14 protein-coding genes are annotated in these 17,789 nt (G+C 47.3%); 11 read left to right on the top strand and 3 right to left on the bottom strand.

The annotated features are described in order from the left end of the window. Nucleotides 1-170 precede the first annotated feature (170 nt). The 8 genes from G465_RS0110380 to G465_RS0110340 all read left to right on the top strand — a co-directional run bounded on the left by G465_RS0110380 (nt 171) and on the right by G465_RS0110340 (nt 12,843). A complete protein-coding gene (locus G465_RS0110380; protein ID WP_022654400.1) occupies nt 171-713 on the top strand; it encodes a cellulose biosynthesis cyclic di-GMP-binding regulatory protein BcsB in 543 nt (180 codons plus the stop codon). A gap of 5 nt (nt 714-718) precedes the next feature. After that, nucleotides 719-1,882: a cellulose synthase complex periplasmic endoglucanase BcsZ gene (gene bcsZ / locus G465_RS14450; RefSeq protein ID WP_022654399.1), complete on the top strand. Its 1,164-nt coding sequence runs from the start codon at nt 719-721 to the stop codon at nt 1,880-1,882. After that, entirely contained in the window at nt 1,861-5,763 is a 3,903-nt protein-coding gene (locus G465_RS0110370; protein WP_081642760.1) for a cellulose synthase subunit BcsC-related outer membrane protein, read from the top strand. The genes bcsZ and G465_RS0110370 overlap by 22 nt, the downstream gene beginning before the upstream one ends. Before the next feature lie 19 nt (nt 5,764-5,782). Beyond that, entirely contained in the window at nt 5,783-7,603 is a 1,821-nt protein-coding gene (gene bcsE / locus G465_RS0110365; protein ID WP_022654397.1) for a cellulose biosynthesis protein BcsE, read from the top strand. Nucleotides 7,604-7,814: 211 nt separating this feature from the next. Beyond that, nucleotides 7,815-8,567: a cellulose biosynthesis protein BcsQ gene (gene bcsQ / locus G465_RS0110355; protein WP_022654395.1), complete on the top strand. Its 753-nt coding sequence runs from the start codon at nt 7,815-7,817 to the stop codon at nt 8,565-8,567. Further along, a complete protein-coding gene (gene bcsA / locus G465_RS14445; RefSeq protein ID WP_022654394.1) occupies nt 8,564-11,077 on the top strand; it encodes a UDP-forming cellulose synthase catalytic subunit in 2,514 nt (837 codons plus the stop codon). Before bcsQ ends, bcsA begins: the two co-directional genes overlap by 4 nt. 21 nt (nt 11,078-11,098) lie before the next feature. After that, nucleotides 11,099-12,649 (top strand): cellulose biosynthesis protein BcsG, encoded by a 1,551-nt coding sequence (gene bcsG / locus G465_RS0110345; RefSeq protein ID WP_022654393.1) that lies wholly within the window; start codon nt 11,099-11,101, stop codon nt 12,647-12,649. Then, nucleotides 12,649-12,843: a hypothetical protein gene (locus G465_RS0110340; RefSeq protein ID WP_022654392.1), complete on the top strand. Its 195-nt coding sequence runs from the start codon at nt 12,649-12,651 to the stop codon at nt 12,841-12,843. Before bcsG ends, G465_RS0110340 begins: the two co-directional genes overlap by 1 nt. Here G465_RS0110340 and G465_RS0110335 read toward each other — a convergent pair. From G465_RS0110335 to G465_RS15160, 3 genes are all read right to left on the bottom strand, one after another. Next, complete coding sequence (locus G465_RS0110335; RefSeq protein WP_022654391.1) at nt 12,830-13,804, bottom strand: tyrosine-type recombinase/integrase; 975 nt, start codon at nt 13,802-13,804, stop codon at nt 12,830-12,832. The two genes, G465_RS0110340 and G465_RS0110335, sit on opposite strands and share 14 nt — an antisense overlap. After that, nucleotides 13,804-14,352, bottom strand: a complete 549-nt coding sequence (gene msrA / locus G465_RS0110330) for a peptide-methionine (S)-S-oxide reductase MsrA (RefSeq protein WP_022654390.1) — start codon at nt 14,350-14,352, stop codon at nt 13,804-13,806. The genes G465_RS0110335 and msrA overlap by 1 nt, the downstream gene beginning before the upstream one ends. Before the next feature lie 81 nt (nt 14,353-14,433). Beyond that, nucleotides 14,434-15,504 carry an HD-GYP domain-containing protein gene (locus G465_RS15160; RefSeq protein WP_022654389.1) on the bottom strand — a complete coding sequence of 357 codons (1,071 nt, stop codon included), beginning with the start codon at nt 15,502-15,504 and terminating at the stop codon, nt 14,434-14,436. Nucleotides 15,505-15,626: 122 nt separating this feature from the next. Here G465_RS15160 and G465_RS14435 point away from each other — a divergent pair, with 122 nt between their 5' ends. The 3 genes from G465_RS14435 to G465_RS0110310 all read left to right on the top strand — a co-directional run. Next, nucleotides 15,627-16,565 carry a tRNA dihydrouridine synthase gene (locus G465_RS14435; protein ID WP_281166787.1) on the top strand — a complete coding sequence of 313 codons (939 nt, stop codon included), beginning with the start codon at nt 15,627-15,629 and terminating at the stop codon, nt 16,563-16,565. After that, nucleotides 16,553-16,891 carry a YkgJ family cysteine cluster protein gene (locus tag G465_RS0110315; protein ID WP_022654387.1) on the top strand — a complete coding sequence of 113 codons (339 nt, stop codon included), beginning with the start codon at nt 16,553-16,555 and terminating at the stop codon, nt 16,889-16,891. The genes G465_RS14435 and G465_RS0110315 overlap by 13 nt, the downstream gene beginning before the upstream one ends. A 17-nt stretch (nt 16,892-16,908) precedes the next feature. After that, the coding region (locus G465_RS0110310) for an ATP-binding protein (protein ID WP_022654386.1) at nt 16,909-17,789 on the top strand (881 nt) is incomplete at its 3' end.

Genomic DNA, 17,789 nt, shown 5'->3' with positions numbered 1-17,789 from the left:
GGCCAAGCTATCTTAGCTGCCGCATAAACAACAAAAGGGTAGGACATACCCAGTTCGCCTGTGAAGTGAGTGGTGCCGTAATGCCACCAGCAGCAGGAACCCGCCGAAGTGACTTTAGGCTAACCCAGCCCAAAGCGCCGTAGGAATCCCCGCTCTTTAGGGCGGGGAGGATGTCAAGGGCCGAAGTCAGTCCACAAAGTGAATTACAGCTCAAACTAGCGCCGGTCAAATTACCAAATGATTTAGCCCTATTACCCGCGCCCTTTTTCGACCGCCGCGATCAAAGCCGTTTGAATCTAACGATGGTTGTGCCACAGGGTAACGGCCTCACTGAACCGGCGCGGTTACAAGCGATGGCGGCGGTGGCGTCGTGGTTTGGTTTTGAATCACCCTTGCAATCAGAACGCAGTGTGTTAGTGGTCACCGCCAATGATGAAGCGCAATTACCGTGGGTGGCCGATGCCCTAGAAGACCGTGCCCGTGTTGGCTTGATGCGGGGTGATTTGGTGTTATTGCGTGATAAACAAGTTGCCAGTTTCCGCCTCAATGAACCTTATTATGTCGGCGACCTGTCGTGGTGGATGCAGATTTGGTTTGTGCTGTCGCGCTATCCGCTGTTGATGGCAGTTGCCGGTGGCTTCTCCGGTTTGTTAATCGCCATTGGCATGTTTATGGCACTGAAGCGCATTGCTCGTCAGCGTTTGGGAGAATAAACACAATGCGAAAACGTTTTTGGCAGATGATGGCAGTGGTTGGCCTATGTGTGCCGGCTTTGGCGAGTGCCAATAGTTGTGCGGTATGGCCACAATGGCAACAGTTTAAGCGTGATTTTGTCAGTGCCGATGGGCGGGTGATTGATGTCGGTTCACCGCAAGAACATACCGTCTCGGAAGGTCAAGCCTATGCCATGTTTTTTGCGATGGTGGCTAATGACAAACCGCAATTTGAACGTCTGTTGCGTTGGACAGAAGACAATCTTGCCCAAGGTGATTTAAGCAAACATTTGCCTGCTTGGATTTGGGGGAAGAATGACCAAGGTAAATGGGGGGTGATCGATAGCAATCCGGCGTCGGATGCTGATATTTGGATTGCCTATGCCCTACTTGAAGCTGGCGACCTGTGGCAAGAACGTCGCTATACCGCATTGGGTCAACTGTTGCTGCGTAATATTGTGAGCCAAGAAACCGCCACCCTACCCGGACTCGGACTCACCTTGTTGCCCGCACCGAAGGGTTTTCATCCTAAACCTGATCTGTGGCGGCTCAATCCCAGCTATATTCCACCACAAGTATTTCGCCGCTTTGTGGATCGCTACCCAACTCAAACGCAATGGACCGGATTATTAAAAAGCTCGTTGCGCCTGCTACACGAATCTGCCCCAAAGGGCTTTGCTGGTGAGTGGGTGCAATGGCATGCCAAAAATGGTTTTTTAATCGACGATGAAAGCAAAGCCGAGGGCAGCTATAACGCCATCCGTGTCTATTTATGGCTAGGGTTGATGCACCGCGATGATCCCTCGCTGGCGACCTTAATCGCCACTTATCGCCCAATGCGTGATTATGTCGCGCAACACGGCGCCCCACCCGAGCGTATTCATATTCAAAACATTACCACCAACGGCAATCTCGGCAATGCCAGTTTCTCCGCCTCGGTAGTACCGTTTTTGTTTGCTGCCAAAGCGCCGGAATTGGCACAACAACAATGGCAACGCTCACAAAAGCTAGAGGCAGAACAGCGTTCTGGTTATTACGGTCAGGTGCTGACCTTGTTTGCACAAGGCTGGTATCAGGGGTATTACCGCTTTGCGGTCAATGGTCGTTTGCTACCGGCGTGGCGTGGCCATCCTAAAGGGAATGCAGCATGTTTCGCCCTGTCCGAATGACACGGCGCGCGCCTCTGCTTGCCGGAGGCATGGGGCTCTTATTTGGTGGCATGGCCTATGGCCAAACCGCAGAACTGGAACCACCGAAACAACTGCCCGCTGAACAACCGGATGAGATTGTTCAGTTATTGGCGAATGCCCGTATGTGGGCACAGAAAAATCGCGGCGATTTAGAACGACAGCTATTAAATAAAGCCTTGTTGTTAGATCCGGTCGATCCCGAGGTCAGAGAAGCCTTAGCTGAGCTTGAGCTACGGTCGAATGAGCCAGAAAAAGCCGAAGCCCATTTGCTGTTTCTGCAACGTGAACACCCAAAACATCCGGCCACAGCGCGGTTACAAGACAGCTATCGTCTTGCCACCCGCGATAAAAAAGCGATGGCGATGGTGCGTTTGCTGGCGCGAACTGGCAAAACACAAGAAGCTTGGATTCGCTTACAGGCACTATTTCCACGCGGTGTGCCGAAAGGCGAGCTGGGCCTAGAGTATTATCGGATTCTTGCCAGCACCGGCACTGGTATGCAACGGGCGCGGCGTGGGTTGGAGCGTTGGGCGCGGGCCGAGCCAAAGAATATGTCGGTGCGGTTGACGTTGGCCGATGTCTATATCGATAGTCCAGACCATCGCCTTAAAGGGGTGCAACTGGCACAGGCATTAGCAAAACGTCCCGATGTCGATCATGAACGTGCGCTACAGATTTGGCGGCGTGGCTTAGTTGCTCTCGGCGATGAACCCGATAGCCAAGCTGTTTTACAAGCTTTTCTTAAAGAAAATCCCGATGATGCGTCGCTGAAAGATCAATTACAGCGCGTACAACAACGGGCCGAGGAACAACGCAAGCTCGAAGCTGACCCAGCGTGGCAAGCGCAACAACGTGGTTTGGCCGCGCTGGATAAAGACAAACTCGATATTGCCGAACGCGAATTTGAACGAGCGTTAAAAACTCGCCAACAAGACCCCGATTTGTTACAGGGGCTTGGTGTGTTGCGGATGCGGCAAGGCCGTCATGCTGAGGCAAAGTCGTGGTTTGTCCGAGGAGCTAAACAACAACCCGACCAAACAGATAAATGGCAAGGGTTGATTGAAACCGCCGGTTTTTGGGGTGCATTAAAAGAAGCGGAACGGGCGCGCAATGCTGGCGACTGGGCGAGTGCAGCGCAATATGCCAGCAAAGCCTTGGCAATGCGGCCACATGATGTCGATGCGCTCACTGAAAAAGCCAGTATTCACCTCGGGATGAAAGAATATGCCGAGGCGGAACGCCTGTTCCGTTTGGCACTGTCTGCGCCGCCACCTGCGACCGATAATGCCGAGGGTAACACCAGTAAACCGACACTGAATCAAACGGCTTTGCGTGGCGTGTTAACGGTTTTTCTGGCGCAGCAGCGTTTAGCCGAGGCCAATGGTTTATTGGATAACCTGCGGCAGCGCTTTGCCGCCTCGCGACAAGACATTGATATCATCGAGGCGGATTTTCTGTCGCAAGAAGCAGAAAAACATCTGGCTCAAGGCGAAACCAGCCCGGCTATTCAATTATTAGAACAAGCGGTCAAACTCAATCCCCAAGCAGCATGGACACGCTTTTCGCTGGCGCGGCTCTATGAGCGTTTACAAATGCCAGAGCTGGGGCGCGATGTTCTCGAAGAAGGGGTACGGCTGGCCGACAGTGCTGAATTGCGCTATGCCCAAGCCTTATTTTTGAATGGTCAGGGTGAGGTGGATCAGGCACGTGCCGCGCTGAAGGTCTTTCCAAAAGCACAACAAACCGATGCCGCCCGTGAATTGGCGCAGGCGTTAGATATGCGCTATCACCATGAGCAAGCCAATTTATTGGCTCAAGCTGGTGAAGATGTCTCGGCCAAACAACACCGACAACAGGCTGAAACCTTGGCACAACAAAATCCCGATTGGCTTGCCGAATTGGCCGATCGCCGTGTGGGGGCGGGTGAGGTCGAGCAGGGTTTAACCTTGTTGCTCAATACCATTGTGCAAACGCCGGCCAGTCCAGCCCGTGATGAATTAGAAATTCGTTATGCGCGATTGCTGGCGCAGGTTGACCGTGATCAACAACTGAAACCGTGGTTAGCCAAATTAGCCGATCGGCCTCTGACCAGTGAACAAAAAAAGACCTTGCAACAATTACAGGTCGATTTAAGTTTGCGTGAAGCACGTCAAGCACGCGAGAAAGGCGATTTTCGTCAAGCCCACGCCAGCCTCGACACGGTGCAAGCCGATCCTACCTTAGCGGTTGAAACACAAGATGACTTAAAACTGGCGCGTGCCGAACTGTGGTTGGCCGAAGGGTGTTATCCGCAAGCGCAACAAATGATTGACCAAGTGTTAGAGCAACAACCAAAACACACCGATGCCCAGTTATTACAAGCGCGGTTGTGGCAAGAACGCGGCAAGGCAGAACAAGCGCAGCAGGTGTTAGCCAATCTCTTACCCGAACTTTCTCCCACCGATTTGCAAAATCGGTTGTCGGTTGCGCGTCGCCTATTGGCCTTGTCAGATACCCAACAAGCTGAATCGCTGCTCAAAGAATTGCAACAGACTTTCCCTGCTGAGCCGGAAGTGGTGATTCAACAAGGGCGTGTTCAACAACAACAGGGCGCTTATCAAACTGCACTGGCACATTATCAACAAGCCAAAGAGTATGAGCTGGCGCAGGGCATCACCAATCCAGTGGGGCCGACCGCCGCAGAAAATGCCTTGGCCGATTTAGAAAAACGCCGCCAGCCGCATGTAGCGACAGCATTCCAAATCAACCGTAAGGCAGGTGATGCTGGCGCCTCAGATTTCTCGCTGCAAGAAACACCGATCTATATGCAGTTCCCCCTCGGCTATGACGGCCATGTCTTTGCCCACGCTGATCAAGTGGTGTTAGACGGTGGTCAATTAGACCGTGCGGATAATCGCAAAACCCGCGACTTTGCCACCATCGCCGCTTTTGGTGCTGATCGTTTAACTGGCCCATTACGCCAAGTCTATCGCGGTACAGTCTTTGCTCTTGGCTATCAAAATGACCATTGGCGTGTGGATATTGGCAAATTGCCGAGTGATTTCCCCGTGGCATCTTGGCTGGGTGGGGTGCGTTATCAAAATCAACAAGGGCCTTGGTCGTGGCAAGCCGAAGCCTTCCGCCGTCCTGTAACCAGCAGCGTTTTATCTTTTGCTGGCAAAACTGATCCGATTACCGGAGAAACTTGGGGGGGCGTAGTGCGGCAGGGGGTCGCCGGTGGGGTCGGCTGGCGCAGCGGCGATATCCGATTATTTACCGATGTTACTGCCGCAAAATTAACAGGGAAAAATATCCCAGATAATCGCGAATTAAATATTCGTTCTGGGGTTAATTGGGATGTTATCGATCATCCATTTTATACCCTATCTACCGGTGCCACATTAACTTATTGGCAATTCGAGAAAAACTTGCGCCATTATCAATTTGGTCACGGTGGATATTACAGCCCACAACGCTATGTCTCTTTAGCATTGCCTGTTGAATGGCAAGCAAGAGGAGAGAATTGGTCTTATCGAATCGGCGGTAGCGTATCCTATTCTAATAATAATGAAAAAGAAGCGCCCTTTTTCCCAAATCACGCTACCTTACAACAATTGGCTGCTCAACGTGCCAGTGTTGAAAACTTCTCTCCTCCTCGCCATAGTGGAGGTAAAGGTGGTGGGTTTGGTTATTCGGTGCGCGGCGCTATCGAATACCGTGTCAATGATGCTTTAACGATTGGCGCAACTGCAGAAATAGACCGTTCAAAAGACTACGAGCCTAATCGCGCTGGTATTTATCTACGTTATCATTTTTCGCCACAAAAAGACAAGATGAGTTATCCGAGCTTAGGTTCAGCGCGTCCTTATTCCCAATACTGATGATGGAGGAAAGTAAATTATGAAAAAAGTCATCCATCAACTGATTCAACCCATTCAATCTTGGTTGAAAAAGGAAAAGAAACACTATCAACTAGGTATGACAGGGTTAGCTAATCACTTAAATACCCTATTGCCACATCGTTTATATATGATTTTTGCTATGAAAGGATTGGCACGCGATAGTATTTTCTTTGAGGCCATTCAACGAAATTTAAAAATTGGTGCAGTGGTCGCCGTATCCGATGCTAAGCCAGAACAGGTTTTGAAAAATCTGGTGTTGCATAACGTCATGCTAGATGATGAAACTACCCGCAAAAACCTAAATATTTTTTCTCTGCCTGTTGACTTTGTTGATTTGATAAAAAAATTTGGTATCAAAGCTATTCTGCATGAATTAGAAAGCTATCACTTACCACCACAATCAATCTGTTTACTTGAAGGTGCCGAGAAACTATTTCAATTACAAGACCGTGAATTACTGCGTGAGCAATTAAAAACCTTATCGCGCTGGTTTCGTGAACGCGGCCATTGTGGGGTGTTGTTATGTGAACCATTAGCCGATGAAACACAACAGTTGCCGGTATTGGCAGAAACTTGGCGCGGCGAATTGGCTGGTATGGCGGAATTAGTCGAAGAAAATCAACGCCAATTTCTATGGAAGGTTGAATTTTGGCGCACAGAAGATGGTGTGGCATTAGGACATGATTATCCACTGCTTTTAAATGAATCAGGCTATCTAGCGTTAGACGCTTTTCGCCCTTATTTTAAATATGAAGAAAACGAAAAAGTCGCCCATGATAGTGAATGGGTGATTGCCACACAAACTGCAGTACAAGATGAGGCATGGTTACCTCCGCATTGGACGACAGTAGCAAACTATGAGGCAATTCTAGAGAAATGCCAAACCTTACACACTGCGACAGTGATTTTGCATGCCAATCGCGATCAGATTCAAGAACTTACTAAAACCATTTATTTACTTCGCAAGCAATCGGGTAAAGCCTTAAAAATTTTAGTCCGTGAAGGCAAGCATGCCTTACGTTATCACTATGAATTATTGTTATTGCGAGTAGGGGCAAATTTAGTTGTCAGTCAAAACCCCTCTTTTTCGCGTCTTGCCTCTGCCATTGAATCATTACGCGGTCAATTATTTCAGCGTAGTTTACCGGTTGATTTAGATGGTGTGCTGACCGCAGCAATGAATAGTGATGTCTCTGGATATGTGGCTGTACCGCAATTTATTGAACATGCTCGCGTTAGTATTTCAAAAAGTCGCGAACTAGGATTATCTCAGGCATTGATTCAATTGCCGTTATTACCGCATATCCCAATCTTAGATGCTTTGCAATTATGTGTGTTATCACGTTCTGGTGATATTGTGACTGCTCATCGCAATCAAGTGTATTTGTTTTTATTTGCTTGTCGCCCTTCTGATATTGCTGGTGTATTGAGCCGTGTCTTTAAACAGCCAGTAGATAGCCTATTTAGTGGCGAGATACGAGGAATTGATGATTTAACTATGTTGGAAATGGTGGCTGATTTAGAGCAACAATTAAGATCAGACCCTGCGGTTAACTATAGTGAGTTATTACAAAAACAGCGTGAAAGTCATGCCACGACACAACAAGCAAAATCTGTTGAGGCGACACCTGCTGCCCCTGCTCCAGTGCGACAATTCCCGATGTTAGACCGTGTTTTTGAACCGACGCTGGCCTTAGCCGTGAATAAAGAACTACCAAAAATGATGACTAAGGCTCGCCCGATTGACCTTAGCTTACGTTCGGAAAATAGGCAAAAACAGCCAGAGTCAAAAATAGTAGAAGGTGGACAAAAGTGCTAAAGAGTCTTTTTTTTAACGCTTTAGTCGCCACGTTTTTTTTAACTGCGCTGGTAATGGTTGTTTTTTTTGCACTGAAAAAGTTGTCGTGGTTGCGAGGGCATTTATACCGTTTACAGCGTAAACGTAATGGGCGTGTGCTGTCTCCTTTATACCGTATGGGTTACTTGATGTCTGATAAGAAAAATAAAAAATCTCACCGGAAAGGGACACCATGAAAGTCATTGCAGTGATTTCACCCTGTGGCGGAACAGGCCGAACAACCATGACAGTTTCGTTGGCGACCATCTTACAACGGCAAAATTGGACCACTGGAATTATTGAACTAGACCCCGCTAATCGTTTGGGGTTGTTTCTTGGTTTAAATGAATTATTAGAACAAGGATTTGCCGCACATTTAGCCAAGCGAGAAAAATGGTGCTCTCATGCTTATCAAAGTGCTGATCAGGTGATTTTTTTGCCTTTTGGTGCAGTTGATGCAATGACTAAGCAAATTTTCGACCATGCTTTATATAAATATCCGCAATGGTTAAAAATAGCATTGCATGATATTGTGGTGCCTCCGGATAGCGTATTTTTTATTGATACACCGCCGTGGCCGTCGTTATATGTTGAACAAGCATGTGAAGCGGCTGATTTAATTGTTGTGGTATGGAATCCTGAGCCATTGCATTATCTGACGTTATCTGCTGTGAGTAATTTTTTGGCTAAAATTAAGAAACCTGCACTGTTTTTAGTCAATAAGCTCGATGTCCGCCGACCATTACATAACGATTTGGTTTTAATGAGCCAAAACCATTTGGCGAATTTACTGCTACCTTATCGCCTTCACCTAGATGAGGCGGTACCAGAAGCGTTTGCTAATAATAAATTGGTGATTGATCACGCACCTTCCTCACAAGTTTCACATGATTTACATGGTATCAGTGCTTATATCATGCAAACCTTACATAAATTAGATTCATGAATCGTTTTTTTTGTCTGATTAAGCAACAGCTACAATTTGTGCCAGAAATGAATTGTTACGCCATGATGTGGCGAATTTTTTTTCGCGCCCCCAAACCAAATGCACCTGATACGTTATGGCTGTATGTTTGTTTTCTGCCTTATTTTTTCCGATCAAAACTGGGTTTAGGGGCTAAAGATCGAATTGACGCCAAGTTTTTTTTAGCTTTATTCTGGCGATTTCCATGTGCTGAAGAAAAAGTTCAACCTCCAACTTTCGTTAAGGGATGGTTTAATATGGAGCTATTGGCGGTTGTAGAAAAAATATTATGGCCTTTTGTTTTCATCCGGCGTTTTTATGATTGGTTGCTTAGTAAGTTACCAAAATTTAACTATGATAAAATCGGTGATTCCTTATCTTCAGTAGAATTTTTTTTTGAGCGTTATCCGCAAGCTTTTTTGTTAATCACTTTAATTACGTTACCTGTTGTCTTACCCTTGATTGTTACAACGCCATTTAGTTTGTTTGAACAGGTCGTATTTTTTACTGCAACATGGTGGATTGCATTAAGAATTCGCCGGATTCCTGGGCGTTTGCCCATCTTGGTGTTAGTGGGGTTGTCGATTTTGGTCGCTGCACGTTATGTCTGGTGGCGTACAACACATACCCTAGACTTGGAAACGCCCATTGAAAAATTTCTTGGTTTATTACTATATGCTGCTGAGTGTTATACTTGGTTAATTTTATTGTTTGGTTTTGTGCAAACCGCTTGGCCGTTATATCGAAAACCAGTACCTTTACCAAAAGAAACTGATTTATGGCCTAGCGTTGATATTTACATTCCAACCTATAATGAACCTTTATCGGTGGTTCGGCCAACGGTATATGCCGCTTGTGGCATTGACTGGCCGAATGATAAATTAAAAATCTATATTTTGGATGATGGACGCCGCGAGGAATTTAAATTATTTGCTGAACAAGCTGGTGTAGAATACATCATTCGACCTGACAATTTCCATGCTAAAGCAGGGAATATCAATCATGCTCTGAAAAAAACACAAGGCGAATATATTACTATTTTTGACTGCGACCATATTCCGACTCGTTCTTTCTTGCAAACTACGATGGGTTGGTTTCTAAAAGATAAAAAATGCGCCATGTTGCAAACACCACACCATTTCTTTTCTCCAGATCCCTTTGAGCGTAATTTCAGCACCTTTCAACAAGTACCCAATGAAGGCAGTTTGTTCTATGGCCTAGTTCAAGACGGGAATGATTTGTGGAATGCGACTTTTTTTTGCGGTTCATGTGCGGTTATTAAACGGCAGCCTTTATTAGAAGTGGGTGGTATTGCGGTTGAAACCGTGACAGAAGATGCCCATACCGCATTAAAAATGCACCGCCGAGGGTATACCACTGCTTATCTGAAATTAGTGCAAGCTGCCGGTTTGGCAACAGAAAGTTTATCTGGTCATATTGGTCAACGTATTCGTTGGGCGCGTGGGATGGCGCAAATTTTCCGTACAGATAATCCTTTTTTAGGTCGGGGTTTATCTTTTATGCAGCGGCTTTGTTATAGCAATGCTATGTTGCATTTCTTTTACGGTATCCCTCGCTTAATCTTTTTAACTATGCCGCTTTCGTATTTATATTTTGAGCTGCATGTGATCAACGCAGCGGCTTTGAGTTTAGCGGCTTATGTTTTGCCGCATATTATGCATGCTAACCTTGCTAACTCGACCATGCAGGGAAAATACCGCCATTCTTTTTGGGCGGAAGTCTATGAGTCGGTGTTGGCGTGGTATATTGTATTGCCAACGACGATTGCCTTTATCAATCCAAAATTGGGTAAATTTAACGTGACTGCTAAAGGTGGTCTGATTGAAAAGAGTTATTTTGATTGGAATATCTCTAAACCCTACTTAATCCTTTTATTTTTGAATCTACTCGGTTTTGCTATCGGGGTGGGACGTTTGCTATTTTGGAATCAGCACGAACTATCAACAGTCATGTTAAATATGGTCTGGACTGGGTTTAATTTGATTATGTTAGGGGCTGCTGTTGGGGTGGCGACAGAAGCACGGCAAATCCGTTTGTCTCACCGTGTGCCGATGCGAATTCCGGCGGTGTTATATCTGCCGCAAGGTTATACCATCGCGTGTTATACCGATAACTATTCTAGTGGTGGAGTCGGTTTGGTTTTACCAGAAGAAACGCATTACTTAACAATGAAAGATCGCATTCATATTGGTTTAAATCGCGGTGATCGGGAATTTTGTTTCCCCGGTGAAATTGTCATGCTAAAAGGCAAGCAAATTGGGATTCGGTTTGAAGGGCTGTCAACAGAACAAGAAAAAAACTTGGTGCAATGCACATTTGGTCGTGCTGATGCTTGGTTGGCATGGGATGAAGGACAGCCGGTGGATAAACCTTTGGCTGCGTTGTTTGAGGTATTTAGAATGGGATGGCGGGGCTATGGTCGTTTGTTCCGTCATGTCAAAGAAATCAGTACCAACTGGCTAAAAAAATAATTTCTTATTTGGATTGAGATAATGGGTTTATGGAATTTATATTTTATTTATAAATTGCTGTTTGCTTTGAGTGGCACACTACAGTTTCATCTTGGTTGGAATCTAGCTTTAGCGCTATTTTTGATTTTGCCCAGCTTTCACTGGTTTTTAAGTGGTTTGCGTTTAGTATTAGCCTTGTTTGCGGCTTCTTTATTGTTATACAGTGAATTGCCTCTGCCTCCATTATCTAGAGCATGGTCTCAAGTAGAAAACTTACAAGGCTTTAGTTGGATTTATGTGCAAGAATTACTGGGGCGGGTGATTAGCTGGGAATTATCCATCGCAGCGCTGGTGATTCTTTTACTGTATTTGGTGCTAAACCGTTGGTTACGAATCACTAGCTTTGTTTTGGTGGCGATAGTGGTAACGCCGTTGTGGCAATGGCAACAAAAATCAGCCACCGTTCCCATAGCGACAAAGGCCGCGCCGACAAAAACAGCCGCTACTCCCACACAATCGCCGGCGGAATTACTTTCCGCATTTCAGCAGCAAGAAGCGAAACGAGTGGTTGATCTCACACAGTTGGGACAAAAACCGGCTTTTGATGTGATCTTGCTGCATGTTTGTTCGCTGGCATGGGACGATTTGCGTTTTGCTAAACAAGAAAAACACCCATTGTGGCAGCAATTTGATGTGGTCTTTGAGCAATTCAGTACCGGTGCCAGTTATAGCGGTCCGGCTGCGATTCGTGTTTTGCGTGCGGCCTGTGGTCAGCAGGAACATACTGCACTCTATAAAGCCGCACCGCAGCAATGTTATCTGTTTCAGCAATTACAACAGCTAGGTTTACAACCGTATGCGTTGATGAACCATGATGGCCACTTTGATAATTTCTTTGAATTGGTCAGTCAAAATTTGGCTGTACCGGGGTTAAAACCTGTGATGCCGACAGATGCAGCAGTGGCGATGCGGGGGTTTGATGATTCTCCGATTTTGTCAGACCGTCAGGTATTGTTTAATTGGTTTAATCGGCGGACCAAAGACGCGCCACCGGCGGCGTTGTACTACAACACGATTTCTTTGCATGACGGTAATCGCCTGCCCAATAGTGGTTTGAGTAGCCTGCAAAGTTATCCGCAACGATTAAACACCCTGCTCAATGATGTGCAAGCGTTTATTCAACTGATTGCTGCCAGCCAACGGCCTGCCGTGGTGATGTTTGTGCCGGAGCATGGGGCGGCGGTGGAAGGCGATGAATTGCAAATGGCAGGGTTACGAGAAATTCCTTCCCCTGGCATTGTACGGGTACCCGTTGGGGTAAAACTGGTGAATTTTCCGCAAACCCAACCCCAACCGCCGGTGGTGGTGAAGGAGCCAAGCAGCTATTTGGCTTTGGTGAAGTTGTTAGAAAACACAATGAAAAATAATGTGTTGCAGGCTGGTTTGCAAAGCAACAGCCTAACCGCTGATTTGCCCTATACTGCGTTGGTTGCGCAAAATGAACAGACGATTGTGATGGCCGAGCCAAACGAGGCACGCTATCACATGCGAACCCCCGATGGGGTATGGGTCACTGCCGAGGGTAAAAAGTGATGATTGACGAGCCGGTGTTGTCGCTGACCCCAGAAGGGTATGACATTCATCATCTGGGGCAGTTTTTGCAGTTACCACTATTGGAACAACGCTATTTAGACCAACAAGCGCGTAACGCGGCTGAAGAAGCCGCGCAGCGGTGGCCGGCTTTAGAACAGCGTTTTTTTCGATTGTTGCAAACTACGGCAGAGTAGTCGCGGGTTCTTCTGCGACAAGATGACGTTGTTGCCAATCGCGGTAGGCGAGATAAAAGCGGCGGGCGGAGGCTGGTTCAATCAAACCGAGCCATTCGGCCACTGTGCGATCATCAACCCCTTGGTCGTAATGTAAAGCGGCAAAGGTATTGCGTAGGGTTTGTGGTGAAGCACGTTCATGGCGTTGGGAAAATAACTTGATTTGCTCCAAAATTGCCTGTGTACGGCGAAAAAAAGACGCCGCATGCATCATGCCGCCTTTGCGATTAGAGGCAAAAACGAATACACCGGCGGTGGTGCTATCGTGCCGCAGGGCAAGCCAATCCTGTAATGGCTGGTGGGCAAAGTGAAATAGCGTGAGATGGCGGGTGCGTTGTCGAGTATGGTCAATGATTTGAATGGTGTGATTGTCGAGGTCGATATCGCTGGTTTTTAGCTGTTGTAGTTCAAAGACTTTAAGCCCACCGCCTAACATTACCGCGACCAAGGCGCGGTCTCTCATTGCTTTCCAATAGGCACCGGCGGTGGTTGGCTGGGGTGGTTGCCCGAGAAAGGCAATTAACGCATCACGCTCGGGAAAACTCAAAAAAGAAGTCGGATCATTATCGCCGACACCAACTCGCTGTTGGGCGGCGATACTAGCGGGGTTTTCTTGCCAAGGGCGTAAATTGGCTAAGTGTTCAAATACCCGTTCAATCAATCGGATATAACGATAACGATGGTGCTTTTGCAGGCCATTTTCATCTAAAAACCACGCAATATGTTTAGCTTCAATGTGGTCAAAAGCAATGTCTTTACTGGCTGTCCATTCCACAAATTTGCGCCACATGGCGTGATATACCGTAGCGGAATTGCTTTTTAAATCTTGCCGATTTAACCAAGAATGGAAAGCTAATACCGGATCATTGAGCCAATCCTGATAGTTTTGTGCAAACAAATCGTGGTCATCTGTTGTGATCATCACTCAATGGCCTTTAGATAAGCAGGAAAAGATAACGTCAATTTATCGACCTTGGGACGAATCACCGCCATGCAGTACGGTTGCCACGGGTGGTTGGCGTAGTAATCCAGATGCTCAACCTCCGCCGGCCAGAAAGTGTGCTGACTGGCATCGACTTGTTCTGTGACTACGCTGCCTAATCCTTGCGCGTTGAGATGGTCAATAGCGGCGGCCAGTTGCTGTTGTTGTGCGCTTGAGCAATAGAAAACCGCCGAGCGATATTGTGTGCCGATATCATGGCCTTGCCGATTGAGGCTATAAGGGTCGTGAGTGGCGAAGAAAATCGCTAGCAGGTCAGAATACTCGATTTGTGTCGGGTCAAACCACAGTTCGATGGCTTCGGCGTGGCCGGTATTGCCAGTGCAAATGGCCTCATAAGTCGGATGATCTAATTGCCCACCAATATAACCCGGCTGAATTTTTTCCACCCCCTGCACCGCACGGAACACCGCTTCGGTACACCAGAAGCAGCCACCGGCAAAAATCGCTCTTTCGCAATTAACGGACATTGCCATTCTCCCTATTTAAGCATTCAAGTCGGGGGGGTAACCTCGAGTTAAGTTAAACCACGAGGCCTCCCGCGCTTTAGATCAATCCCACGCTTTTGCAAGCTGTAATAAAGCATTATCTGGAATGGTAAATTCGGCAGGGCTAACGATGGTATTGCCTTCTTGCTGCGTGTCTAAAGTAATAAAACCACCACCACGGTCAAAGGCCAGCAATTTGGGATGGCGTAAATCCTGCGTTTGCGCTACCACCAACGCCACTTTCTTATTCTCTAACCGCACAAAAGAGCCTGCAGGATATAGACCAATGCTACGCACAAAACGTTGCACCAAAACCGCATCAGGGTTCGAAGTATCCCCAGGTTGATACAGACTCAACCAAGCATTTTTTGCCGACATCCGCTTACGATAACGGCGGCCACATAGTTTTGCCCCCAAAATATCAGCAATCCGCAATGCCGCAGATAAAGGATGTAAATACGAAGCTGGATAGCCAATAGGATAACCACTGCCATCTGGCATTTCGTGATGTTCACAGACCAATCGATGCCACTGCCACAGCGGGTCGGTAATTCCCGATTCACGCAATAAAGCCGAACTCAAGAGCGGATGCAAATGAATGTGTTGGCTTTGCCCTGAAGTTAAGGGTTCGGCTTGTTCATGCAGCGCATTTTGTAAGGCTGCCGCACCGATATTCATTGTTAAGGCCGCACATAACAGGCTGTGTTTATCCTCGGGTGAAATATTCAGCAACGGCGCTAACCGTGCCAACATCACAGCAACTTGTACCGAATGACCGGCGGTATACGACACCATCGGCACCAATAAAGTCGCTGCTAATGCGGCATCTGGTTCTTCTTCAACGAAATTGGCAATACGTCGCGCCATAAACGGCAATTTGATATGAAAATCCGGCATCCGCGACACGGCTTCTAACCAAATGGCTAGGGTGCGGTAAGTATGTTCAATAATGTCAAAGGGATGTCCTGATAACGGTTGGCCAGTATCAATTGGGGGCGTATTGCGTTCGGGTTTTAATAATTGTCGTCCACTGTCGGTGAGGCGATAGAGATTGGGCGCAGTGAAAGCAAGGTTATGTTGAGCAAACAGATCGGCTGGTAGCGGTTCATAGTATTGAGGGGCAGCGTTGGCCATTGCGAAAGCCTTTCCTTGCAGGTGACTCAGAGGGGTGATATATCCAACAGGCAAAAGTCGCATACAATGGCGACTTGATAAATTCTTTCTTTTTCAACATTGTGCAGATTGCGCTTGCTCCTATGGAGGGCGTCGTTGACGACCTCATGCGTGATACTTTAACGCGGCTTCCTGGTATTGATTGGTGTGTGAGTGAATTTATTCGAATCACGCAAACCATTCTGCCTCCTCGACAATTCTACCGAATGCTACCTGAACTCCGATCAGGTGCCATGACGCCAAGTGGTGTCCCTGTGCGTGCCCAGTTATTGGGATCTGATTCCTACTTATTAGCAGAAAATGCTAAAAGGCTAGCAGAGTTAGGTGCACCTGTCATTGACCTAAATTTTGGTTGTCCTGCCCCAACAGTAAACCGTCATCGTGGTGGGGCCATTTTATTGCAAGAACCTGCCCTGTTATATGAAATTGTATCGGCGGTTCGTGCGGCGGTGCCTGATGAGATTCCTGTTACCGCAAAAATGCGATTGGGCTATGAAGATAAAACGCTGGCGATTGATTGTGCCCAAGCCTTGGTTGCCGGTGGTGCAGCATCTTTGGTGGTGCATGCCCGCACCAAAATTGAAGGCTATCGCCCACCGGCACATTGGCAATGGATTGCAAAAGTTGCCGAGTCAGTGCCAGTGCCAGTGATGGCAAATGGGGAAATCTGGTCGGTTGCCGACTATCAACGCTGTCGTGAAGAAAGTGGTCAGGCGAGTGTGATGCTAGGCCGTGGCTTGCTGGCAAGGCCGAGCTTAGCGGCTGAAATTCAAGCGTATTGCCGAGGAGAGGCGATGCCTGAGTCTGGTTGGCGACATACATTACCAATCCTTGAAGATTTTTTTCATCGTGCTGCGATGCGTGGCGCTGGCTTTGCGCTTAGTCGCTTAAAGCAATGGTTGGCGATGTTGGGACGTGATAATCCAGAGGCGAAAGCTTTTTGTTTAATTGTCCGCCAATTAAAAGATCCCGCGTTGGTGATGCCGTGTTTTGAGGAAGAGAAACAAAAATGGCAGCTGTAAATGTATGTCAGCAATGCGGTGCGTGTTGTGCCGCGTTTCGTGTCAGTTTTCATGTCTCGGAATTGGAAAGCGAAGGCGGTATGGTGCCGGATCGTTTAGCGGATGAGGAAACTCATTCAACTCGGCGGATGCGTGGAACAGATTATGCTCGCCCGCGCTGTATTGCCTTGGTTGGCAAAATTGGTGAATCGGTTTCCTGCGGTATCTATCGGGAACGTCCCAGCCCCTGTCGTGAATTTGGTGCTAGAACGGATTTAGGGGTTTTTGAACCTGCTTGTAATAAAGCGCGCTCAATACACGGTTTGGCACCATTGCTGATTTCTTAGCGATTTGAGGTTCCACCATGCAACGCAAAAAACTGCCGATCGGTATTCAAACCTTCGCCAAAATTCGTGAAGACAACCATTACTATATCGACAAAACCCCCATGGCCTACCAATTGGCTATGCAGGGGAGTCATTACTTTTTATCTCGTCCGCGTCGCTTCGGTAAAAGCTTGTTCCTCGATACCTTGGCTGAACTATGGGCGGGGAATGAGGGGTTATTTCAAGGGCTGTGGATTCACGATAAATGGGATTGGTCGCTGTCTTATCCGGTGATTCGGATTAGTTTTGGCGGTGGGGTGATGCGCTCATTGGAGGAACTACAAGAGCGAATCCAACATATTTTATATTCTGAAGCTGAACGATTTGGGTTGAGCTATCGCACAGCCTCGGTGGTTGACCGCTTTATTGACCTGATTCGGCATGCATACAAACAGTCTGGACAATCGGTCGTGGTGCTGGTGGATGAGTACGATAAACCGATTTTGGATAATCTGACCAATCCAGAACTAGCGAAGTCAATGCGCGATGAACTGAGAAATTTCTACTCAGTGATAAAAGATCAGGATGCGGTGATTAAATTCGTGTTCCTGACGGGGGTATCGAAATTCAGCAAAGTGAGTTTGTTTTCTGGCTTAAACAACCTGAACGACATCACCCTTGATGCAGAGTATTCGGCAATTTGTGGTTATACCGACTACGACATTGACACCGTTTTCGCACCAGAACTCACAGGGCTAGACCGTGAACAGATTCGGGAGTGGTACAACGGTTATAACTGGCTAGGCGAGTCGGTCTACAATCCGTTTGATGTGCTGTTGTTATTCCAAAAGCGCCAATTCCGTGCTTATTGGTTCGAGACTGGTACACCGACTTTCTTAATTGACATCCTGCGCCAACG

Source organism: Aquaspirillum serpens DSM 68 (genome assembly GCF_000420525.1).
Taxonomy (GTDB): Bacteria; Pseudomonadota; Gammaproteobacteria; order Burkholderiales; family Aquaspirillaceae; genus Aquaspirillum; species Aquaspirillum serpens.
This window is presented reverse-complemented; position numbering and strand designations above follow the sequence as displayed.